Source organism: Streptosporangium sp. G12, from assembly GCF_052983175.1.
In genome coordinates, this window is record NZ_JBRIQO010000004.1 from 372,725 (window position 1) to 393,500 (window position 20,776).

Genomic DNA, 20,776 nt, shown 5'->3' on the forward strand with positions numbered 1-20,776 from the left:
CCCGAACGGGGAGGCCGGGGCCGCACCCGCCGGGGCGGGGCCGGGGACACGCCGTACGCTTTGAGCATGAAGATCGCTGTCATCGGCCTCGGGGACATCGCGGAGAAGGCGTACCTGCCGGTCCTCGGCGCGACCCCCGGACTCGACCTCCACCTGTGCACCCGTGACCGCGCCACGCTCGACCGCCTCGGCGACGCCTACCGGGTCGAGCGCCGTTTCTCCTCGGTGGAGGAGGTGCTCGGAGCGGGAATCGAGGCGGCCTTCGTGCACGTCGCGACGGCCGCGCACGTGAAGGTCGTCGAGCCGCTGCTGCGAGCGGGCGTGCACGTCTACCTGGACAAGCCGATCGCCTACACCCTCGCCGAGTCCGAGCGCCTGGTGCGGCTGGCACGCGAGAGCGAACGGTCGCTGCTCGTCGGCTTCAACCGCCGCAGGGCGCCGTCCTACGCGGCGCTGCGCGACCTTCCCCGCGACCTGGTGGTGATGCAGAAGCACCGCGCGCGCCACCCCGCCGACCCGCGGACCGTCGTCTACGACGACTTCGTCCACGTCGTGGACACCCTCAGGTTCCTGGTGCCCGGCGAGGTCGAGCACACAGGCATCCGTACCCGGGTCAGGAACGGGCTGCTGGAGTACGTGACGCTGGAGCTGTCCGGGGACGGCTTCACCGCCTTCGGGATCATGAACAGGATGAGCGGTACGGCCGAGGAGACCGTGGAGGTCATGGGAGGCGGTGCCAAGCGCCGCGTGGTCAACCTGGCCGACGTGACCGACTATGCCGGCGCCGAGACTCACACCAGGCGAGGCGACTGGACTCCGGTCTCCCGGCAGCGGGGCATCGAGCGGGTCTGCCTGGAGTTTCTCGACGCGGTCCGCTCCGGCACCGTCCTCGACGCCGGCGACGCCCTGGCCACCCACGCGATCTGCGAGGACATCGTCACCGCCGCGACCTGACCGTCCGCGTCGCGCGCCCCGGTGGCACGACGCGGACGGCCGGCTCGCCGGGTTCCCGGCGGGACGTCCCCGGTCAGCGTTCGGCCAGGTATCTCCGGCCGAGGGCGCGCAGGCGATCGTGGGCCGACTCGTAGGCGTCCGGACGGCCGAGGACGGACTTGGGAAGCTTGGCGACCATCGTGTAGTTGGTGTCGCAGACGTTGCCGACCGGGGCCTCGCCGATCTGGCTGACCAGCTGGTAGGCGTCCAGCGGGTCCAGGCCGGTGAGCTCGGAGGCCCAGGTGACCAGGTCGTGCTGGCTGATCCGGTAGGCGTCCTCCAGCGGGCGGGCCGAGCCGGTGGACATCAGGTGGGCGTCGTCCTCCAGGCGGGGCCACGGGGTGCTCACCCCCTTGATCAGCTCCACGGCGACGACGGTGTTCATCGCCGCCTCGACGGCGGTGCCGCACACCTCGCCGTGCCCCTGCCTGGCGTGCCCGTCGCCGATCGCGAAGAGCCCGCCCTCGACGTTGACGCCGAGATAGACGGTCACCCCGGCGCGCAGCTCGGGGGTGTCCATGTTGCCCCCGTGGGCGTCCGGGGTGATCGTCATGCGGGCCTCGGACGCGGCGGGCGCGACGCCGACCGTGCCGTGCATCGGGTCGAGCGGCAGCTCGACCGTGAAGTCGCTCCTGCGGGCGTGGTAGCGGACCACGCCCGCGGCCGTGTCGATGTCGTAGCGCCACACCAGCTCCTCCAGGGGAGGGGTGAGCATCGCGGTGGTGTGGGTGCCCGTCAGCGCGCCGAAGTGCGGGAACGTGGCCGACACGGCCCAGTCCCTGGCGGGTTCGATGGAGACGAAGTGCAGCGCGAGCGTGTCGCCGGGCTCGGCCCCCTCCACGTGGAAGGGTCCGGTGACGGGGTTGAGGTAGGGGAACTCGCAGACCCGTGAGGGCAGGTCGTCGACCGAGGTCACCAGGCCGCCGAAGCAGTCCTCGGTGTACGTCTCGACGATCGAGCCGGGGGCGACCCTGGCCACCGCGGGCCGGCCGCCGAAGGTGTAGCTGAGGTCCTCGGGCGCGGGGCGGTAGGAGAAGACGTTCATCGCGCGCCCTCCAGGGGGAGCGGCACGGAACCGCGTCCCGCGACGGGAAGGGCGGAGGGGGCGCGGAAGGAGCCGAGCCCCTCGCCGACCTCCAGGAAGATCTCGAACACGGTTCTGCCCTCGCATGTTGTGGGTGGGTGGGACGGGGGGCGTGGGCTCTCAGGGCTTGCCGACCGTGCCGGGTGCCGCGGCACGGCCGGGTGCCTCCGGGGCGTCGACGAGCCCGGCCAGCGTGGGCCGGCGGCCTGTGGCGTAGGAGACGCCGAGTACCACCAGGCCGACGCAGAACCAGACGATGCCGAGCGTCTGGGCCGCGATGCTGGCGTTGATCACGACGTAGAGCAGGATCGCGAAGCCGAGCACCGGGACGACGAGGTGCCGCCACAGGTCGCGGCTGCCCCGGCGCACGACGTAGTGGACGACCACCGACACGTGCAGCGCGAGGAAGGCGGTCATCGCCCCGAAGTTGACCAGCCCGCTGATCAGCGTGATGCCGTCGTCGCGGGTGGTCAGGTAGAGACCGACGATCAGGGAGACCGCGGCCACCACGAGGGTGGCGTTGACGGGCACCCGGTGCGTGGGGTGGATCCTGGCCAGGAAGGAGGGGAGCTGGCGGTCGCGGGCCATCGCGAACAGCAGCCGGGAGGTGGCGGCCTGGGCGACCAGGGAGTTGGCGAAGCCCCAGGCGACGGCGGTGGCGACCGCGGTCAGCACACTGAGCCAGTGGCCCCCGGCGAACGCGGCCATGTCGTAGAAGGCGGTGCCCGCGGGGTCGCCCTTGGCCAGCAGGTCGGACCGGTCGGGGGTGAGCAGCGCGGCCACCCAGGTCTGCGCGATGAACAGCACCCCGGCCAGGCCCAGCGCCGCGACCATGGACCTGCCGAGCCGCCGCGAGTCCTCGCGGCTCTCCTCGGCCATCATCGAGATGCCGTCGAAGCCGAGGAAGGACAGGACCGCGATCGAGACCGCGCCGAAGACGAGCGACCAGGAGAAGGTCGAGGAGTCGAACAGCGGGCTGAGCGCGCCCGCCTGGGCCTTGCCCTGAGCCAGGGCGACCACCCCGACGACCATGAAGATCGCCAGCACGATGAGCTCACCGATCAGCATGATCTTCGTGATGCGCGCGGTCATCTGGATGCCCGTGTAGTTCACGACCGTGTTGAGCACCACGAACACGATCAGCCAGCCCCAGACGGGGATGGCGGGCACGAAGGAGGCCATCGCCGCGCTCGCGATGAGATAGAGCAGGGCGGGCACCAGCACGTAGTCGAGCAGGATCACCCACCCGGCCAGGAAACCGACGGGCGCGGCGATGCCGCGGCCCGCGTAGGTGTAGACCGATCCGGCCATCGGGAACGCGCGGGCCATCTGCGCGTACGAGAGCGCGGTGAAGGCCATCGCGACCATGCCGATGGCGTACGCGAGGGCGACCATGCCACCCGAGGCCTGGAAGACGCCGCCGAAGATGCCGAACGGCGCGATCGGGACCATGAAGATCAGGCCGTAGACGAGCAGGTCGGTGAAGCTCAGTGACCTGCGGAGTTCCTGTCGGTAGCCGAATTGCTCCAGTGAGGGCTCGGTTGTCATGTACGGCTCCTTGAAGTGGCTGCAGCCGTACCCTAGAACTTTTGCTTGCAAAGGAAAAGTTTTCAGTCGGAAGTTTTTGTCCGACCTCGACCCGCCGCGCACCTAGCGGACGATGTCGAAGTCCAGCCCGTCGGCCCGGCCGATGTGGGCCTGCCGCCGTACCCCGCGTCCGCGCAGGGTCAGCCGCCCCCGCGCGGTGACGATGGAGGTGCCGTCGGCGATCGCGTCCACCTCGGGCACGGCGAGCGTCCCGGCGCGCGAGCCGAGCGCGGCGAGCATCAGCACCGCCTCGTAGCAGCCCTGCCCGTGCCCGTTGAGCAGCGGCGCGGTCGAGCCGAACCTGCGGGCGTAGCGCTCGCCGAGGCTCAGGCTGTCGTCGGTGCCCAGGCTCGCGAAGTACCCCATCGCCCCGTACAGCTCGCCGGTGGCGTCGCCGCCGATGCCGAGCAGGCCGTGCTCCTCCAGCGCGCCGCAGAGCCGCGGCCAGGACAGCCCGGCCGCCGCGAAGGCCCGGTTGAAGGCGACCAGGTCGCTGCCCACCAGGCTGAGCAGCACCGCGTCGGGGCGGGCGGCCACCAGTCTCTCCAGGGCCGAGGAGAAGTCGCGGGTGCCGTACGGCACCAGGAGCTCGCCGACGACCCCGGCGTCCCGTGCGGCGAGGTGGCGGCGGGCCGCCCCGTGGACCAGGCGCGGCCAGACGTAGTCGTTGCCGAGCAGGAACCACCTGCGCGCCCGGCGGCGGTCGATCAGCCAGTCGAGGCCGGGCCGCAGCTGGCGGGCGGGGGTCTCGCCCAGGAAGTAGACCCCCGGCGCGTGACCGCCCCCCTCGTACGGCGGCGCGTAGACGAACGGCACCCCGCCGGCCAGCGCCCGCACCACCTCGATCCTGACGTCGCTGCCGTGGGTGCCGACCACGGCGTCGATCGCGCCGCAGCGCGCGAGCCCCGCCACCTCGGCGGCCACCTGCGCCGCCGGACGGCCGCCGTCGACCAGGACCAGCTCCACCGGCCTGCCGAGCATCCCGCCCGCGAGGTTCACCTCGTCGGCGGCGAGGATCGCGCAGTTGATCGCGCACGGCCCCACCAGGCCGAGCACGCCGGAGATCGGCACGACCAGCCCGACGCGCAGCGCGTCCCCCGGGAGCAGCCGGGCTTCCAGGGGTTCTATGACGGGTGTGATGGCTTCTGCCACACAGACGAGTATCCTCCGGAATGGATGGGTACGGCAGTCCCGTCACTCGGACGGGACACGGATCGTGACGCAGACGGGAGCTCCATGTGGTGACGACCGGGCTGGGATCCTCGCTCGCCTACCTCCTCAGCAGGGCCGAGCGCAGTGTCAACCGGGGACTCGCCGCGGCGGTGACCGCCCAGGACGTCTCCGTCGAGCAGTGGCGCATCCTGCGCGCCCTCGCCGACGGCCGGGGGCACTCGATGGGAGACCTGGCCGAGGCCGTGCTGATGCCGCACCCGACGCTGACCAAGGCCATCGACCGGCTCATCGACCGTTCCCTCGTCTATCGGGGTCACGACCCGGGCGACCGCCGGAAGGTCGCCGTCTTCCTCGCCGACCGCGGGTCCGAGCTGCTGGCCCGGGTCGAGGGCGGGGTGGCCGAGCACCATCGGCTGATCGAGGCGGTCTACGGCACCGAGCGCACCGAGCGGCTCATGCGGGATCTGGAGGGGCTGGTCACCGCCCTGGACGATGCTCCGGCGGTCCCTTCGCCGGCGGTCCCGGAGCGCGCCCCCGGCGGCCCCGGCCGCTCGTGACGCGTCCCGGCCGGCGGCGTCGGAGCCCGTGCGCGCTCTGACCCGCGGGGACCGCGCCGCGCCCCGGTCCACGGCTTCGTCAGGCCCCATGACACGCCCCCTCACGACTTCAGGAGTGCAGCCCGCGTGCCCGGTGGGCCTCGGCGACACGGCCGGCACCGATCACGACTTCAGGAGTGCAGCCCGCGTGCCCGGTGGGCCTCGGCGACACGGCCGGCACCGATCACGACTTCAGGAGTGCAGCCCGCGTGCCCGGTGGGCCTCGGCGACACGGCCGGCACCGATCACGACTTCAGGAGTGCAGCCCGCGTGCCCGGTGGGCCTCGGCGACACGGCCGGCACCGATCACGACTTCAGGAGTGCAGCCCGCGTGCCCGGTGGGCCTCGGCGACACGGCCGACACCGATCACATGGGCCGCCTGGCGCAGGGTGATCCCGTGCTCGGCGGCGACCGTCGCGGTCGTGTCGAACGCGTCCTCCACGATGCCGCGGAGCCTCGCGTCGACCTCGCGCGCGCTCCACGAGCGCGCCTGCATGTCCTGCAGCCACTCCAGGTAGGAGACGATCACGCCGCCCGCGTTGGCCAGGATGTCGGGGACCACGGTGACGCCCGCCTCGGCGAGGACGCGGTCCGCCCCGGGCGTGGTGGGGGAGCTGGCGCCCTCCACGACCAGACCGGCCCTGATCCGGGTGGCGTTCTCCTCGGTGATCGCCCCTTCCATCGCGGCGGGGACGAGCACGTCCACGTCGAGCTCCAGCAGTTCCTCCCGCGACAGCGCGTCCGCCCGGTGGTAGCCGCGTACGCCGCCGGTCTCCTCCGACCACGCCCGCAGGTCGTCGACGTCCAGGCCGGAGCGGTCGATCACGGCCCCGGTGCGGTCGGAGACGGCGACCACGAGGCAGCCCGCGTCGGCGAGGTAGCGCGCGGCCGGGGCGCCGACCTTGCCGAAGCCCTGGATCGCGACGGTGCGGCCCTCGGGGGAGCCGTCCAGGGCCCTGAGCGCGGCGATCCGCACGCCGCGAGAGGTGGCCCCGGTCCGGTCGGGCGCGCCGCCGGGGGTCACGGGACCGCCGATCGTCACGCCGGGCACCGGGTAGCCCGCGTTCACCGAGTAGGTGTCCATGATCCAGGCCATCGTCCGCTCGTCGGTCCCGACGTCGGGGGTCGGGACGTCCCTCTCGGGACCGATGATCGGCAGGACCTCGTTGACGTAGCGCCGGGTGACCCGTTCCAGCTCGCGGGCGCTCAGCGAGGCGGGGTCCACCGAGACACCGCCCTTGGCGCCCCCGTAGGGGATGCCGGCCAGCGCGCACTTCCACGTCATGCCCATGGCCAGGGCGGTGACCTCGTGAACGTCGGTGCGGGGGTGGAAGCGGATGCCGCCCTTCGCCGGGCCCCGGGTAGTGTTGTGCTGAACCCGGAAACCCTGCACGACGTCCATCCGGCCGTCCTCGCGGCGGACCGGGACCGAGACGGCGAGCGAGCGGCGGGGGGTGGCGAGCATGGCGCGCAGGCTGTCGTCCAGCTCCAGCCGGTCGGCCGCCTGGTCGAGCCGGAACAGCGCGGAGTCGAGGGCCTGCCGGCCCGGACTGACGGGAGCGGTGGCGGCCGGCGTCGTCGACGGCACCGTGAGCGTTGTCAAGGCAAACCTCCGTACGGTGAGCGGAGCGCCCTTGCTCCACTCGGGGCACATGGTCACGATCAGAGTAGGTGCGGTTTTTTGCCCGCAGGGACGGGCCGTGTTTCGTTCTGATGACTGATCACCGGGCCTGTTCGCGAGCACGCGACCAGGAGGTGCGTTGTTATCCGCCGGTCCTCTTGGGCAATCTGGGGGTAACGCGCAGATTCGGCAGTCTCCGGTCAAGGATTCTTGCCGTTGTGCAGTGGCTGAGGGGATGAACGTGCCGGAACTTGTGGTCGGACCGATGCTGCGTTACGTCGACGAGACGAGCGCGTCGGTATGGGTGGAGACGAGCGAGCCGTGTGAGGTGACGGTCGAGGTCGGCGGCGTGCGTTCGGAGGCCAGGACGTTCACCGTCCACGGCCACCACTACGCGATCGTCGACGTGGAGAGCGGCGGGACCTACGAGGTGCGCCTGGGCGGGGAGACCGTGTGGCCGCTGCCCGACCAGCCGCCGAGCCGCATCCGCCTGCTCGGCCCGGACGGCCCGAACCGCGTCATGTTCGGCTCCTGCCGGACCAGCGTGCCGCACGACCTCGTGTACACGATCTCCCACGGGGTGGACGTGCTGCGCGCGTACGGCGGCACCCTGCCGGACGCGCCCGACGAGCGCTGGCCCGACCTGCTGCTGCTCCTCGGCGACCAGGTCTACGCCGACGAGCCGTCCGCCGAGATGCTGGAGTTCATCGCGAGCCGCAGGGACACCGACCCGAAGAAGGAGATCGCCGACTTCGAGGAGTACGCCGAGCTGTACCGCCTGGCGTGGACCGACCCGGAGATCCGCTGGCTCCTCTCCACCGTGCCCACCGCGATGATCTTCGACGACCACGACCTGCGCGACGACTTCAACACCTCCATCTCCTGGCGCAAGGCGATGGAGGACGTCCCCTGGTGGCGGCACCGGGTGGTGTCCGGGATCGGCGCCTACTGGGTCTACCAGCACCTGGGCAACATGTCGCCGGCGGAACGCGCCTCCGACGAGGTGCTCAGCAAGGTGTGCGCGGCCGAGGGGGACGGCGCCGAGGTCCTCGACGTCTTCGCCGAGCACGCCTACGACGTTCCCTCCGACAGCCGGTGGAGCTACGCCCGCGACCTCGGCGACACCCGCCTGATCATGCTCGACTCCCGCTGCTCCCGCCAGCTCGACCCCAGGGACCGGCGCATGATCGACCCGGTGGAGTGGGAGTGGCTCACCGAGCAGCTCCGCAGGGACGGCGCGAAGCGCTTCGTGATCGGCTCCTCGGTGCCGTTCCTGCTCCCGGCGGGCATCCACCACATCCAGAACTGGAACGAGGCCCTGGCCCAGGGCGCCTGGGGCAAGACCGTGGCCCGCTGGTCGGAGACCCTGCGCCAGGCCGTCGACCTGGAGCACTGGGCGGCCTTCCGCCGCTCGTTCGAGGACCTGTCCAAGCTGCTGATGGGGCTGGGGAAGCCGGTGATCATGCTCTCCGGCGACGTGCACTACTCCTACGTGGCCAAGGCCCGCGGGCTCCCCATCTACCAGCTGGTCTGTTCCCCGATCCGCAACCCGCTGAGCCGCACCCTCCGCCTGGCCAACATCGTCGCCCAGTTCGGCATCGCCAGCCTGATCGGCCGCTCGCTCTCCCGCGCGGCCAGGATCCCCAAGCCGCCGTTCAAGTGGCGGATCACCAACGGCCCGTGGTTCTCCAACGCGGTGGCGATCCTCTCCCTGGGCACCGTCCCCACGTCGGTGCGCTGGGACACCGCCACGGGCACCGAGGTCTCGGAGATCACCGTCGTGGAGCTGGAGGACTCACCCGTCCGCTAGAGGCCCCGGGATTCCGGTGCGGCGCGTCCCCTCCGGGACGCGGGCCGCACCGGAGGGGTCACCGCGCGAGTTCCGCCAGGACCGCGCCGAGCTGGTCGACCGCCCACACGAGGTCCTCCTCGGAGACGACGATCGGCGGGGCGAGCCGGATGGTCGAGCCGTGGGTGTCCTTGGCCAGGACGCCGTGGGCCATGAGCGCCTTGGAGACCTCCCGCCCGCTCGCCAGCGACGGGTCGATGTCGACCCCCGCCCACAGACCGCGCCCGCGCACGGTGATCACACCGTGGCCGATCAGCGCGCGCAGCCTCTCGTGCATGACCTCGCCGAGTTCCCTGGCCCGCGCCTGGTACTCGCCGGTGCCGAGCAGCTCGATGACCGCGTTGGCGACCGCGCAGGCGAGCGGGTTGCCGCCGAAGGTCGAGCCGTGCTGCCCCGGCCTGATCACGCCGAGCACGTCCTCGTTCGCGGTGATCGCCGAGACCGGGACGACACCGCCGCCCAGGGCCTTGCCCAGCACGTAGATGTCGGGGACGACGTCCTCGTGGTCGCAGGCGAAGGTCTCGCCGGTGCGGCCGAGCCCCGACTGGATCTCGTCGGCGATCATCAGGATGTTCTCCGCGGTGCACAACTCGCGGACCTGGGTGAGGTAGCCGTCCGGCGGCACCAGCACCCCCGCCTCGCCCTGGATGGGCTCCAGCAGCACCGCGACCGTGTTGGCGTCGACGGCCTCGCGGATCGCCTCGACGGAGCCGTACTTCACGATCCTGAAACCGGGGGTGTACGGGCCGAAGCCGCCGCGGGCGTCGGGGTCGGTGGAGAAGCCGACGATCGTGGTGGTCCGGCCGTGGAAGTTGTCCTCCATCACGATGATGTTGGCCTGCTCGGCGGCCACGCCCTTGACCTCGTAGCCCCACTTGCGGGCCACCTTGATCGCGGTCTCCACGGCCTCGGCGCCGGTGTTCATCGGCAGGACCATGTCCTTGCCGGTGAGGTCGCCCAGCCCGGCGGCGAAGGTGGCGAACTGGTCGTGGAAGAAGGCGCGGCTGGTCAGGGTGAGCCGCGACAGCTGCTCCTGCGCCGCTGCGATGATCTTCGGGTTGCCGTGTCCGAAGTTCAGTGAGGAGTAGCCGGACAGGCAGTCGAGGAACCGCCTGCCCTCCACGTCGACGACCCAGGCGCCCTGCGCCTCGCGGATCACGACGGGCAGGGGATGGTAGTTGTGCGCGCTGCGGCGCTCGCTCAGCTCGATGAAGTCGTCGGTGCCGGTCATCCGATGTCCCGCCCCTCCCTGGTTCGCCTGGTCCGTGCCCGTCATGCCGCGCGCCGTCCCCGGATCTCCAGCGTGCAGCACTTGGGGCCGCCGCCCGCCTTGCGAAGCTCCGACAGATCCACCGGGATGACCTCGAAGCCGCGGCGCTTGAGTTCGAGCTGCAGGTCGGCGGCCTCGGCGTTGATGACCACGTTGACGCCGTCGCTGACGGCGTTGAGGCCCAGTACGGCCGCGTCGTCCTCGCTCGCGATGACGGCGTCGGGGAAGAGGGCGCGGAGCACCTCCTGGCTCCCCGGCGAGAAAGCCCCTGGGAAGTATGCCACGTTATGTCCGTTTAGCGGGAAGAGTGCGGTGTCCAGGTGGTAGAACCGGGGGTCCACCAGCTGCAGCGTCACCACCGGGCGGCCGAGGAACTCCTGGGCCTCCTTGTGCGCGGTGATGTCGGTGCGGAACCCGGTCCCGGCCAGCACCAGGTGGTCGAGCGTGAGGAAGTCGCCCTCGCCCTCGTTGGTGAAGGCCGCGTCGTGGACCCGCTCGTAGCCGTTGTCGACGAACCACTTCAGGTACGCGGGCCCCTCGGCCGCGCGCTGCGGGTGGGTGAACCGCGCGCCGTACACGCGGCCGTCCACGACCAGCGCGCCGTTGGCGGCGAAGACCATGTCCGGCAGGCCCTCCACCGGGTCGATGAGGCTGACGCGGTGCCCGAGCTCCTCGTAGGCGCTCCTGAGGGTCTCCCACTGCCTGATCGCCACCTCGCGGTCGGCGCCGGACTCGGGATGCATCCACGGGTTGATCGCGTACTCGACCGCGAAATGGTCGGGCCGACACATGAGGTAGTGCCTCGTCATGGATAACCCCGCAGGTAAAGGTCGTGGTGACAGCCGCCGTCACGGTCTCGACGGCGGTGCCATCAGCCTAGGAACAGCGTTCTCGCAGGCCAAGGGGCCGCTTTTGCGCGCTGACGCGGGTTTCTTGCGTGCTTCAGGCTAGAAACGTCGATTCGTTGTGCGGGGCGATGAACGGCTCGCTGCGCGAGGTGACCAGGGGGGCCTCGATCAGGCGGGAGAGCACGATGGAGCTCTTGGTCCGCACCACGAACGGCTCCGAGGCGATGCGCTCGATCACCCTCTCCACGTGCCGCACGTCGGTGGCCCTGATGTGCAGCAGCGCGTCGGCCTCGCCGGTGATGGTGCACGCCGAGACGACCTCGGGATGGCGGCCGACGGCCACCCCGATCTCCGACGGCGAGGTCTTGCCCGCGCAGAACAGCTCCACGTAGGCCTCGGTGGTCCAGCCGAGCGCCGCGGGCTCCACCCGGGCGGTGAACCCGGTGATGGCGCCGGTCTCGCGCAGCCGGTCCACCCGGCGTTTCACCGCCGACGCCGACAGGCCCACCCGCTGCCCGATCTCCGCGTACGTGGCGCGGGCGTCCTCGATGAGCGCCCCGATGATGTCGCGATCCAGCCTGTCCAGTTCCACGCAGACCTGTATACCGCCTGGGTCGGCGCGGGTTCGCGATGGGCGGCGTGGCGTGCGGCCCGGACACGCGAATGCCGCCGGACAGATGATCTGTCCGGCGGCATGAGCCGTTCGCGAGGTCTCGGGTCAGGTCTGGTCGGCCTCGCCGGTGGCCTGCTCCTGGGCCTCCTCGGGGGAGGTCTCCAGGTCGTCGCTCGCCTGGGCTGCGTTCGCCGTCTGCTTGTCCAGGCCGACCCAGCTCGTCACGCTCTCGACCGCGAACAGCACGCCGAGGTAGAGCGTGAGCGCGGCCAGCACCCACGTCAGCACGCCCAGCGCGGCGCCGGCGCCGACCAGCAGCAGCCGGAGTTCCCAGCCCAGCCCGGCCTGGAACACCCAGGGGGCCGGCCAGATGCTCTGCCGCGTCCGGTACACCGTGTCGTAGGTGTGGTAGCCGATCACGTAGATCAGCACGTACAGCAGCCACTTGGGCGCGTCGGCCGCCAGGCCGATCAGGATGATCGTGAGGAACTCGGCCGCCCGGATCAGCGGCGGCGTCAGCCAGTCGAGCTTGCCGAGGTGGTCGCGGGCCGCGGTGGGCAGCACCAGGACGATCATGACCAGCACCGGGACGAGCAGCATCGGCCCGTTCACCAGCATCCCGGTCACGGCCATCGCGATGATCGCCAGCAGCGCGGCGAGCGAGGCGGGCACCGGGGGCAGACCCGGACCGACCTTGTCGCGCAGCAGCGTGACCAGCGGGCCGTCGTCGCGGTAGGCGAGCAGCCGGGCGGTCTGCACGCGCAGCCGCTCCTCGTACGGATCCGGAGCGGGGATGGTCTGCGGCTGGGTGATCATGCGAGAGACCTCATCAGGCGTCCGGTGAGCGAGTAGGCGGCCCCGATGCCGCCCCAGATGATCAGTGTCAGGAAGGTGATCCTGGCGTCGAACAGGGCGCTGACGATCGCGATGGCGGCGAAGCGCTCCCCGATGGGGAACACGATCATCTTGCGGGCCCAGTGCACGGCCCGGTACCTGCCGGCCCTGCCCCACATCTTCAGCAGGCTGCGGATCCCGCTGGTCGTGGCGTTCTTGCGCTGCTCCAGAGCCTGGCGCAGGCCGGTGTCGGCGCTGACCGACAGCGCCACCGAGGGCAGCGGCGACGGGGGCTTGCGCCGGTTCGCCGCGCCGTAGGAGAAGTCGAGGAGGTGCTTGATGGACTGCACGCCGAGCGCGATCAGCGCCAGCGTCCAGACGTCGCCCACGCCGGAGACCGCCGCGCCGACCGCCAGGCCCGCGAAGACCACGTACTCCTTGAACCGGTCGAACGTGGCGTCCAGCCACGCCCCCAGCACGCCGAACTTGCGGGCGTACCGCGCGACCTGGCCGTCCACGCAGTCGAAGACGAACGCGAAGTAGATCAGCACGCCGCCCGCGACCATCCCGGCCCGCTCTCCGGTGGCGAAGCACAGCGCCGCCGCCACGCCCAGCGCGATCGAGATCAGCGTGACCTGGTTGGGGGTGAGCCCCCGCCTGGCGGCCCAGCGGGCGATGAACCGGGAGTAGGTGCTGACGAAGTACGTGGTGAAGAAGCCGTCGGCGCCCTTCACCGCGTTGTTCAGCCGCGCCTTGTCCTCGTTGAACGTGGACATCTCGGCGAGCGCCTCGGCGGCCTGCTCGGGAGAGGACACCCGGCGGAAGAACAGGTCGCGGCGACCGCGGATGCCAACGGATACGCCCTTGCGCACCAGGCCCAGGACCAGCAGCTGGACCAGGTCGTCGTCGGGACCCAGCAGGTGGGCCATGTCGGCCAGCTCGCGGGCGGCCTCGGCGAGGACGGGCGCGTGCTTGTGGTGCAGGTGCAGCGGGCCGAGCAGGACCGAGTTGGGCCGGGTCACCCCGTGGAAGGCCGAGCCCACCGAGATGACCCGGGACTTGCGGGCGCGCACCCGGACGGGCAGGCCCTCCAGCCTCCGGTCGCCGATCTCCGGCAGAGCCTCGTCGATCGGGACGTCGGGGACGATGACGTCGCCGTTCTCGTCCTCCTCCCGCGGCTCCTTGGTGATCAGCGCGAGGGCTCCGCGCTTCGACTTGGTGATCTGGTAGATCAGCTCGTCGTGGATCAGCGAGTTGGTCGGCAGGAAGAGCAGGTTCTCGGTGGCGCCCTCGACCGCGTCGGCCACGGCGCGCAGGTCGCCGGCCAGGTCGGAGGTCTCGACCAGGCTGCCGGGGAAGCCCCGGTGGGCGGCGGCGTCGCCCGAGCGGACGATCGTCACCGGCTGGGGGTCGAGGGAGGCGAGCTGGCCGTGCAGCTTGCCGATCACCGTGGGGCAGCCGGGAAGCGCGGGCAGGGTCAACGCGGCGGGCGTCGCCTGGCCGGGAGCGGCATCGGGGCCGGGCGATGAGCCCAGCAGGACCACGCGGGGCATGGCACCCTTTCGTGCGGAGACGGGTGTTGAGGCGGTGTAACCGGGGGCGGCATTTCGCCAGAGGCCAAAGTTTAGTGAGTTTTGGGTGAACAACACGCACCGGTGATCTATCCGTGTCGTTTGATCATGGTTCCACCTCTGCCAAGTGGACGGCCCCACTACACTGTGCGGGTGAGTCTGTACCGTGACGACGGCATCGTGCTGCGCACCCACAAGCTGGGCGAGGCCGACCGCATCGTCACCGTCCTGACCCGGCGGATGGGCAAGATCCGGGCCGTCGCCAAGGGGGTCCGGCGGACAACATCACGATTTGGGGGCAGGCTCGAGCCGTTCACCCACGTCGACCTCCAGCTCCACACCGGCCGCACGCTCGACATGATCACCCAGGCCGAGACCATCCGGCCGTACGGCGAGTCGCTCGTCTCCGACTACCCGCGCTACACGGCGGGCACCGCGATGCTGGAGACCGCCGACCGCCTGGTCATGGGGGAGAAGGAGCCCGCGCTGCGCCAGTTCCTGCTGCTCGTCGGCGGCCTGCGCACGCTCGGTTCAGGTGACCACGAGGCCAGGCTCGTCCTGGACGCCTACTTCCTGCGCTCCCTCGCCGTCGCCGGGTACGCCCCCGCCCTGGAGGCCTGCGCCCGGTGCAAGGCCGTCTCGGTACGGGCCTTCGCCATCGTGGCCGGGGGCGTGGTGTGCGGGACCTGCCGCCCCGCGGGCGCGGCGGTGCCCGAGGGGGAGACCCTCGCCCTGATGGTGGCGCTGCTCAAGGGCGACTGGCTCACCGCGGACGCCTCCGTCGCCCGGCACCGCGCCGAGTGCAGCGGCCTGGTCGCGGCCTACCTCCAGTGGCATCTCGAACACGGCATACGCTCTCTTCGACACGTAGAAAGGGAGCTCGCCACGTGAACGTCCGCCCACCCGTCCCGCATCCCTCCGGCGCCACCCCGCCCCCGATCCCGCGCGACCTCGTGCCCCGGCACGTGGCGATCGTGATGGACGGCAACGGGAGGTGGGCCAAGCAGCGCGGCCTGCCCCGCACCGAGGGGCACAAGGCGGGCGAGGCGTCGCTCTTCGACGTGATCGAGGGCGCGATCGAGCTCGGCATCCCCTACCTGTCGGCCTACGCCTTCTCCACGGAGAACTGGAAGCGCTCCCCCGACGAGGTCCGCTTCCTGATGGGTTTCAACCGCGACGTCATCCGCCGCCGCAGGGACCAGCTCCACGCGATGGGCGTGCGGGTCCGCTGGGCGGGCCGCCCCGGCCGGCTGTGGAGGAGCGTCATCCAGGAGCTGCGCGACGCCGAGGAGATGACCGAGGGCAACTCCACGCTCACCCTGCAGTTCTGCGTCAACTACGGCGGCCGCGCCGAGATCGTGGACGCCGCCCTGCGCCTGGCGCAGGACATCGCCGACGGGCGGGTGAAGCCGGGCCGGGTGAAGGAGGAGACCTTCGCCCGGTACCTGGACGAGCCGCAGATCCCCGACGTCGACCTGTTCGTGCGGTCCTCCGGCGAGCAGCGCATCTCCAACTTCCTGATCTGGCAGACGGCGTACGCCGAGATGGTCTTCCTCAACCGTCTCTGGCCCGACTTCGACCGCCGCGATCTGTGGGAGGCCTGCGAGACGTACGCCAAGCGCGACAGGAGATACGGGGGAGCGGTGCCGAACGCGGTCCCGTCCGCGCGGGACGCCTCGGGCGGCCCGGGTGCCGCAGCGGAATAATGTTATGTTCCGGGTGACGCAGACCCGCTGAGAGGTGCCCCCGGATGACTGTCAGGATCGAACGCGACGGGCCCGTCACCACCGTCGTGCTCTCCAGGCCCGAGGTCCGCAACGCCGTCGACGGCCCCACGGCGCGGGCGCTCGCCGACGCCTTCCGCGACTTCGACGCCGACCCCGGCGCGGCGGTGGCCGTGCTGTGGGGCGAGGGGGGCACGTTCTGCGCGGGAGCCGACCTCAAGGCCGTCGCCGAGGGCCGCGCCAACCGGGTGGACCCCGAGGGCGACGGGCCGATGGGGCCCACCCGGATGCGGCTCGGCAAGCCCGTGATCGCGGCCGTCGCCGGGCACGCGGTCGCCGGAGGGCTGGAGCTGGCCCTCTGGTGCGACCTGCGGGTGGCCGAGGAGGACGCGGTGTTCGGGGTCTTCTGCCGCCGCTGGGGCGTCCCGCTGGTCGACGGAGGCACCGTCCGGCTGCCGCGGCTGGTCGGGACGGGACGGGCGATGGACATGATCCTCACCGGCCGTCCGGTGGCCGCCGCGGAGGCCCTCGGCATGGGGCTGGTCGACCGGGTGGTGCCGGCCGGCACCTCGCGTGCCGCCGCCGAGAACCTGGCCGCCTCCATCGCGCGCTTTCCCCAGGAGTGCATGCGCGGCGACCGCATGTCGGTGCTGGAGCAGGAGGGGCTGCCCGAGCGGGAGGCCATGGCGGGGGAGCTGCGCCACGGCCTGAACGCCCTGCCCGGCGCGGTGGCCGGTGCGTCCCGCTTCGCCGCCGGAGCCGGCCGCCACGGCGACTTCGGCGCTCCGTGACCCGCGGTTCCCGGGCGGGGGCCGGGTTCGCGCCCCTCCGCGTCGCCTCGGCTCAGGCCTTGACCTCGCGCGGACGGCCGGTCTCCACCTCGTGGACGAAGCCGCGCACCGAGTCACGTCACAACCTACCCGCATTACCTACTCGGTCAACAGGTATCAGTGGAGGGCGACGTCAGGCCCGGCGCCGGGCGCGGTAGGCGGCGACGTGCATCCGGTTCCCGCAGGTGCGGCTGTCGCAGTAGACCCGCGAGCGGTTGCGTGACTCGTCCACGAAGACGTGGTCGCAGTCGGGTGCCGAGCAGGTGCGCAGGCGCTCCCACTCGCCCTCGACGAGCAGGTGGGCCAGGGCGACCCCGATGTCGGCCGCGAGGTGCTCGTGGAGCGAGGCGTCCGGCGCGAAGTAGTGGACGTGCAGGGGGTGGCCGTCGTGCTCCGCCAGGCGCGGGGTGATGCGGGTCCCGCTCAGCAGGGTGTTCAGCCGGATGACCGCGGTGGGCTGGTCCGGGGCGGTGAAGACCTTGTGGAAGGCCTCGCGCAGCGCGCGCACCTGGGTCAGGTCGGCGGCGTCCAGCTCGCCGATCCCGCTGACCTCCCAGCGCGCCACGAAGTCGCCGAGTTTCCTCAGGTCGGTCAGGGTGTCCTCGCCTCCGGTGGAAGGGGAGGTGTTGACCAGGTCGACCGCGGTGGCGAGTGAGTGCACCATGTCATGTCCGAATGGCATGTTGACTCCTGTAGGAGGCGATTGCAACGTGGAGGCGCGTACGGCGGCTCGCCGTGTCGGAAGCGTATCTCTCCCGTGGACCTCCGGCGCCCCCTCCCGGGCACCCGTCACCGTGGCGCGGCCCGTGCGACGAGGCTTTCCGTGAAGCATGTCCTGGTGAGCCGTGATGTTGTACGCCGCGTCCTGAAAACAGTCTCCTCGTACAGTGTGCTCCGTCGCGCCCGGGTGTCCGCTCGGGCGCGGTCAGGCGCGGCTCGGTGTGCGGAGCGGTTTGGCGGCGGTGGCGCAGGAGGCGCAGGTTCCGAAGATCTCCACCGTGTGGGTGATCTCGGTGAAGCCGTGCTCGGAACCGACGGTCTCGGCCCAGCGCTCCACCGCGGGCCCGGCCACCTCCACCGTGCGGCCGCACCTGCGGCAGACCAGGTGATGGTGGTGGTCGCCGCTGGCGCACGCCCGGTAGACCGACTCGCCGTCGTCGGTGCGCAGCACGTCGACGTGACCGGTGTCGGCGAGCGCCTGGAGCGCCCGGTAGACGGTGGTCAGTCCGATCTTGGCGCCTTCCGCGCGCATCTCCGCGTAGACGTCCTGCGCGCTGCGGAACCCCTCGCTCTGGCGGAGGATCGCGTGGACGGCGTCACGCCTGTTGCTCATGGGCTGGACTCCTGAGGTCGGCTTCGACGTACGAATCTACCGAGCCCGAGGGCGAGGACGAACCCCGCGAGAGCGACGATGACGATGATCGCGCCCGGCGGGACCTCGATGTAGAAGGAGGAGGTCAGGCCACCGACCGTGGAGATCATCCCGAACAACATGGAAAGGAACATCGTGCTCACGAACCCCCGGGTGAGCTGCTGGCTGGTCGCCACCGGTACCACCATCAACGCGCTCACCAGAAGCAATCCTACGACGCGCATGGCGATGACCACGGTCAGCGCGGCGGTCACGGCGATCAGCAGGCTGAGGAAGCGGACCGGCAGGCCGCTGGCCTTGGCGACCTCCTCGTCCTGGCACAGTACATAGAGTTCCCGCCCGAAGACGGTCACCACGCCGAGCACCGCCACCGCCAGCAGGCCGATCACCCACACGTCCTCGACGGCGACGCTGCTGATCGAGCCGAACAGGTAGGACATCAGCGTGGCGTTGCTCCCCCCGGGAGCCAGCGAGATGAGCAGCACACCTCCGGCGATGCCGCCGTAGAACAGCAGGGCGAGCGCCACGTCCCCGCTGGTCCTGCCGCGCTCGCGGACCAGTTCGATGGCCACGGCGCCCAGTATCGAGACCACCACGGCCGTCAGCACCGGGGCCGTTCCGGTCAGGAAGCCCAGGGCCACGCCGGTCAGCGCGACATGCCCGATGCCGTCGCCCAGCAGGGCCAGGCGGCGCTGGACCATGAACGTGCCGATGGCGGGGGCGGCCAGGCCGACCAGGAGAGCGGCGATCAGCGCCCGCTGCATGAAGTCGAACTGCAGAAGCTCGATCACGAGGCGGGCCTCCAGTCGAGCGGGCTCACGGGCTCCTCCTCGGCGTGCGGGTGCACATGGTCGTGGCCGGGCAGCGCGTGTGTGCCGACCGCCTGGGGTGGCGGGCCGTCGTGACACACGTACCCGTCCCGCAGGACCACCGCCCGGGTGATCAGGGGCTCCAGCGGGCCGAGCTCGTGCGCGACCAGCAGGACCGTCTTGCCCTGCGCGACGAGCGTGGACAGGGTCTCCGCGAGGAGCAGCTGGCTCTCGGAGTCGACGCCCGCCGTGGGCTCGTCCATGACGAAGGTGTCGGGCTCTCCGGCGAGGGCGCGGGCGATCAGCACCCGCTGCTGCTGCCCGCCGGACAGCGCCTGCACCGGATCGGAGGCGCGGTGGGCCAGCCCGACGGCCGCCAGGGCCCTGCCGGTCGCCTCACGGTCGGCCGCGCCGGTCGGGCGCAGCCGGCGCTGCCTCGCGATCCTGCCGGAGGCGACGACCTCGCGGATCGTGGTCGGCACACCCCCGCCCACCGAGAGCCGCTGGGGTACGTAGCCGATCCGCCACCATTCGCGGAACCGGGCGGGCGGCCTGCCGTACAGGAGGGTCTCGCCGCCGGAGAGGGGGATGAGGCCGAGCAGGGCGCGGATGAGGGTGGACTTTCCCGATCCGTTCGCGCCGAGCACCGCCACCGCCTCACCGGGCTCGACGGACAGGTCGATCCCGCGAAGCACCGGACGGCGGTCCAGGTTGACCTGGCCGCCGTTCATGGTGAAAACCGTTTTGCTGGATGTCACGTGTGGCCTTTACGAGCAGCCGAGGGCTGCCTGGAGTGTGGAGAGGTTCTGGCGCATGGCGGACAGGTAGTCGCCGTTCGACGGCTGGCTCTCCACCGGATCGAGGACCGCGGTCTTCGCACCGACCTCCTGGGCGAGAATCTCGCCGACCTTCGGGCTGACGAGGGTTTCGGTGAAAATCGTAGTTACTTTCTCCTGCTTGGCCACTTTTGCCACTTCAGCGAGGCGAGCGGGAGAGGGCTCGCCGTCGGGGTCGAGGCCGCTGATACCGATCTGGTGCAGCTTGTAGCGGTCGGCGAGATAGCCGAAAGCGGCGTGGCTGGTGACGATCGCGTCCGAGGAACAGGTGGCCAGGCCCTTGGCCAGCTCCCCGTCCAGGGTGGTGAGGTCGGCGGCGGTGGCGGCGGCGCGGTCCCGGTAACCCTGCGCGTGCGCGGGGTCGGCGGTGGCCAGCCTCTCGCCGAGCTTGGTGGCGACCGTCGCGAAGCGGGCCGGGTCGAGCCAGAGGTGGGGGTCGTGACCGGTCTCCTCGTGGTCGTGCCCCTCCTCACCGTGGTCCTCCTCCTCCGCGACCGCGGGAAGGGGGGTGACCGAGGTGGCCGCGTCGAAGGCCCGGTCGGCGGCGTGCTGCTCGACGGCCTCGTCCACCGCGGGCTGGACGCCCTTGATGTAGACGACGAGCCCCGTCTTCTCCAGCCCGGCCACCTGGAGCGGGGACAACTCCAGATCGTGCGGCTCGACGCCGGGCTTGGTCAGGCCGGCGACGGTCGCGTCGGGACCGCCCACCCGCTCGGCGAGCCACTGCAGGGGATACATGGCCGCGGTGACGGCGGGTTTCCCGTCCGCGGAAACGCCCGATGCCTCCCCGGATGAGCCGCCGGTGGTCGAGCCGGCCTCGGCACCGCAGGCGGTGACGGCGGCGAGGAGGACGGCGGACGCGGCCAGGCTGGCATTACGTATGCGGATACGTCGGGAGGACTCGGACATCATGCTAGCTAGTATGCGCGTAAATGAAAATGGTTGTCAAAGTCGGGTCTCGCGCGATGCCCGCGACCGGGAACGGGAGGCCTTCGGACGGCGGGCCTCCGGACGGCGGGCGTCAGAGAGCCCGGCCGGCGAAGGGGGCGAGTATCGCGGGCCGGGCTCTCGTCGCCGGGCCGGGGAGCCGCCGCTCTCCGGCCTCGGCGGTCGGTGGTGGGGGAACGCGGTGATCCCGGCCCGGCGGAGAGGATCCGGGCCGCAC

Annotated in this window: 20 protein-coding genes; 6 read left to right on the forward strand and 14 right to left on the reverse strand. The window is 71.4% G+C overall.

Annotated elements, in window-relative coordinates:
* The first annotated feature begins 66 nt into the window (after positions 1-66).
* Positions 67-954, forward strand: coding sequence for a Gfo/Idh/MocA family oxidoreductase (locus tag ACVCAG_RS08885; protein WP_440083145.1), 888 nt, complete (start codon positions 67-69; stop codon positions 952-954).
* A 73-nt stretch (positions 955-1,027) separates the two neighbouring features.
* Here the strand turns inward: ACVCAG_RS08885 and ACVCAG_RS08890 are convergent, their stop codons facing one another.
* The 3 genes from ACVCAG_RS08890 to ACVCAG_RS08900 form a co-directional block, all read right to left on the reverse strand.
* A complete protein-coding gene (locus tag ACVCAG_RS08890; RefSeq protein ID WP_447189712.1) occupies positions 1,028-2,038 on the reverse strand; it encodes an acetamidase/formamidase family protein in 1,011 nt (336 codons plus the stop codon).
* 159 nt (positions 2,039-2,197) lie between these two features.
* On the reverse strand, positions 2,198-3,625 hold the full coding sequence (locus tag ACVCAG_RS08895) for an amino acid permease (protein WP_440083147.1): 1,428 nt from the start codon (positions 3,623-3,625) through the stop codon (positions 2,198-2,200).
* 102 nt (positions 3,626-3,727) lie between these two features.
* Positions 3,728-4,816, reverse strand: coding sequence for a substrate-binding domain-containing protein (locus ACVCAG_RS08900; protein WP_440083148.1), 1,089 nt, complete (start codon positions 4,814-4,816; stop codon positions 3,728-3,730).
* Between the two features lie 86 nt (positions 4,817-4,902).
* Here ACVCAG_RS08900 and ACVCAG_RS08905 point away from each other — a divergent pair, with 86 nt between their 5' ends.
* Positions 4,903-5,394, forward strand: a complete 492-nt coding sequence (locus ACVCAG_RS08905) for a MarR family transcriptional regulator (protein WP_440070083.1) — start codon at positions 4,903-4,905, stop codon at positions 5,392-5,394.
* A gap of 353 nt (positions 5,395-5,747) precedes the next feature.
* On the opposite strand, the gene ACVCAG_RS08910 is transcribed toward ACVCAG_RS08905, so the two are convergent.
* A complete protein-coding gene (locus tag ACVCAG_RS08910) occupies positions 5,748-7,037 on the reverse strand; it encodes a Glu/Leu/Phe/Val dehydrogenase dimerization domain-containing protein (RefSeq protein WP_440083149.1) in 1,290 nt (429 codons plus the stop codon).
* Between the two features lie 259 nt (positions 7,038-7,296).
* Between ACVCAG_RS08910 and ACVCAG_RS08915 the strand changes: the two genes are divergently transcribed.
* Positions 7,297-8,865 carry a DUF7800 domain-containing protein gene (locus ACVCAG_RS08915; protein WP_440083150.1) on the forward strand — a complete coding sequence of 523 codons (1,569 nt, stop codon included), beginning with the start codon at positions 7,297-7,299 and terminating at the stop codon, positions 8,863-8,865.
* Between the two features lie 58 nt (positions 8,866-8,923).
* On the opposite strand, the gene rocD is transcribed toward ACVCAG_RS08915, so the two are convergent.
* The 5 genes from rocD to ACVCAG_RS08940 form a co-directional block, all read right to left on the reverse strand.
* On the reverse strand, positions 8,924-10,135 hold the full coding sequence (gene rocD / locus ACVCAG_RS08920) for an ornithine--oxo-acid transaminase (RefSeq protein WP_440083182.1): 1,212 nt from the start codon (positions 10,133-10,135) through the stop codon (positions 8,924-8,926).
* A gap of 41 nt (positions 10,136-10,176) precedes the next feature.
* Positions 10,177-10,983 (reverse strand): dimethylargininase, encoded by an 807-nt coding sequence (gene ddaH / locus ACVCAG_RS08925; protein WP_440083151.1) that lies wholly within the window; start codon positions 10,981-10,983, stop codon positions 10,177-10,179.
* Between the two features lie 133 nt (positions 10,984-11,116).
* Positions 11,117-11,614: an AsnC family transcriptional regulator gene (locus tag ACVCAG_RS08930; RefSeq protein WP_440083152.1), complete on the reverse strand. Its 498-nt coding sequence runs from the start codon at positions 11,612-11,614 to the stop codon at positions 11,117-11,119.
* Between the two features lie 126 nt (positions 11,615-11,740).
* Positions 11,741-12,451 carry a DUF5941 domain-containing protein gene (locus ACVCAG_RS08935; protein ID WP_440083153.1) on the reverse strand — a complete coding sequence of 237 codons (711 nt, stop codon included), beginning with the start codon at positions 12,449-12,451 and terminating at the stop codon, positions 11,741-11,743.
* A complete protein-coding gene (locus ACVCAG_RS08940; protein WP_440083154.1) occupies positions 12,448-14,022 on the reverse strand; it encodes a CDP-alcohol phosphatidyltransferase family protein in 1,575 nt (524 codons plus the stop codon). Before ACVCAG_RS08940 ends, ACVCAG_RS08935 begins: the two co-directional genes overlap by 4 nt.
* Before the next feature lie 171 nt (positions 14,023-14,193).
* Here ACVCAG_RS08940 and recO point away from each other — a divergent pair, with 171 nt between their 5' ends.
* The 3 genes from recO to ACVCAG_RS08955 are packed head-to-tail and all read left to right on the forward strand — an operon-like array spanning position 14,194 to position 16,555.
* Complete coding sequence (gene recO, locus ACVCAG_RS08945; protein WP_440083155.1) at positions 14,194-14,931, forward strand: DNA repair protein RecO; 738 nt, start codon at positions 14,194-14,196, stop codon at positions 14,929-14,931.
* Positions 14,928-15,746 (forward strand): isoprenyl transferase, encoded by an 819-nt coding sequence (locus ACVCAG_RS08950; protein WP_440070075.1) that lies wholly within the window; start codon positions 14,928-14,930, stop codon positions 15,744-15,746. The genes recO and ACVCAG_RS08950 overlap by 4 nt, the downstream gene beginning before the upstream one ends.
* A gap of 44 nt (positions 15,747-15,790) precedes the next feature.
* Positions 15,791-16,555, forward strand: a complete 765-nt coding sequence (locus tag ACVCAG_RS08955) for a crotonase/enoyl-CoA hydratase family protein (RefSeq protein WP_440083156.1) — start codon at positions 15,791-15,793, stop codon at positions 16,553-16,555.
* 172 nt (positions 16,556-16,727) lie between these two features.
* Here ACVCAG_RS08955 and ACVCAG_RS08960 read toward each other — a convergent pair whose 3' ends face one another.
* The 5 genes from ACVCAG_RS08960 to ACVCAG_RS08980 all read right to left on the reverse strand — a co-directional run bounded on the left by ACVCAG_RS08960 (position 16,728) and on the right by ACVCAG_RS08980 (position 20,523).
* Complete coding sequence (locus ACVCAG_RS08960; RefSeq protein WP_344748104.1) at positions 16,728-17,276, reverse strand: CGNR zinc finger domain-containing protein; 549 nt, start codon at positions 17,274-17,276, stop codon at positions 16,728-16,730.
* Positions 17,277-17,519: 243 nt separating this feature from the next.
* Positions 17,520-17,927: a transcriptional repressor gene (locus tag ACVCAG_RS08965; protein ID WP_440083157.1), complete on the reverse strand. Its 408-nt coding sequence runs from the start codon at positions 17,925-17,927 to the stop codon at positions 17,520-17,522.
* Complete coding sequence (locus ACVCAG_RS08970; protein WP_440083158.1) at positions 17,924-18,757, reverse strand: iron chelate uptake ABC transporter family permease subunit; 834 nt, start codon at positions 18,755-18,757, stop codon at positions 17,924-17,926. The genes ACVCAG_RS08965 and ACVCAG_RS08970 overlap by 4 nt, the downstream gene beginning before the upstream one ends.
* Positions 18,754-19,506, reverse strand: coding sequence for an ATP-binding cassette domain-containing protein (locus ACVCAG_RS08975; RefSeq protein WP_440070210.1), 753 nt, complete (start codon positions 19,504-19,506; stop codon positions 18,754-18,756). Before ACVCAG_RS08975 ends, ACVCAG_RS08970 begins: the two co-directional genes overlap by 4 nt.
* A 36-nt stretch (positions 19,507-19,542) precedes the next feature.
* Positions 19,543-20,523, reverse strand: coding sequence for a metal ABC transporter substrate-binding protein (locus tag ACVCAG_RS08980; protein ID WP_447189713.1), 981 nt, complete (start codon positions 20,521-20,523; stop codon positions 19,543-19,545).
* Between the last annotated feature and the right edge of the window lie 253 nt (positions 20,524-20,776).

Bases quoted from the DNA above. Each gene is read 5' to 3' on its own strand.
- ACVCAG_RS08885 (WP_440083145.1), top strand. From the start codon at position 67: ATGAAGATCGCTGTCATCGGCCTCGGGGACATCGCGGAGAAGGCGTAC.
- ACVCAG_RS08890 (WP_447189712.1), bottom strand. From the start codon at position 2,038: ATGAACGTCTTCTCCTACCGCCCCGCGCCCGAGGACCTCAGCTACACC.
- ACVCAG_RS08895 (WP_440083147.1), bottom strand. From the start codon at position 3,625: ATGACAACCGAGCCCTCACTGGAGCAATTCGGCTACCGACAGGAACTC.
- rocD (WP_440083182.1), bottom strand. From the start codon at position 10,135: ATGACCGGCACCGACGACTTCATCGAGCTGAGCGAGCGCCGCAGCGCG.
- ddaH (WP_440083151.1), bottom strand. From the start codon at position 10,983: ATGACGAGGCACTACCTCATGTGTCGGCCCGACCATTTCGCGGTCGAG.
- ACVCAG_RS08935 (WP_440083153.1), bottom strand. From the start codon at position 12,451: ATGATCACCCAGCCGCAGACCATCCCCGCTCCGGATCCGTACGAGGAG.
- ACVCAG_RS08940 (WP_440083154.1), bottom strand. From the start codon at position 14,022: ATGCCCCGCGTGGTCCTGCTGGGCTCATCGCCCGGCCCCGATGCCGCT.
- ACVCAG_RS08955 (WP_440083156.1), top strand. From the start codon at position 15,791: ATGACTGTCAGGATCGAACGCGACGGGCCCGTCACCACCGTCGTGCTC.
- ACVCAG_RS08960 (WP_344748104.1), bottom strand. From the start codon at position 17,276: ATGCCATTCGGACATGACATGGTGCACTCACTCGCCACCGCGGTCGAC.
- ACVCAG_RS08965 (WP_440083157.1), bottom strand. From the start codon at position 17,927: ATGAGCAACAGGCGTGACGCCGTCCACGCGATCCTCCGCCAGAGCGAG.
- ACVCAG_RS08975 (WP_440070210.1), bottom strand. From the start codon at position 19,506: ATGAACGGCGGCCAGGTCAACCTGGACCGCCGTCCGGTGCTTCGCGGG.
- ACVCAG_RS08980 (WP_447189713.1), bottom strand. From the start codon at position 20,523: ATGATGTCCGAGTCCTCCCGACGTATCCGCATACGTAATGCCAGCCTG.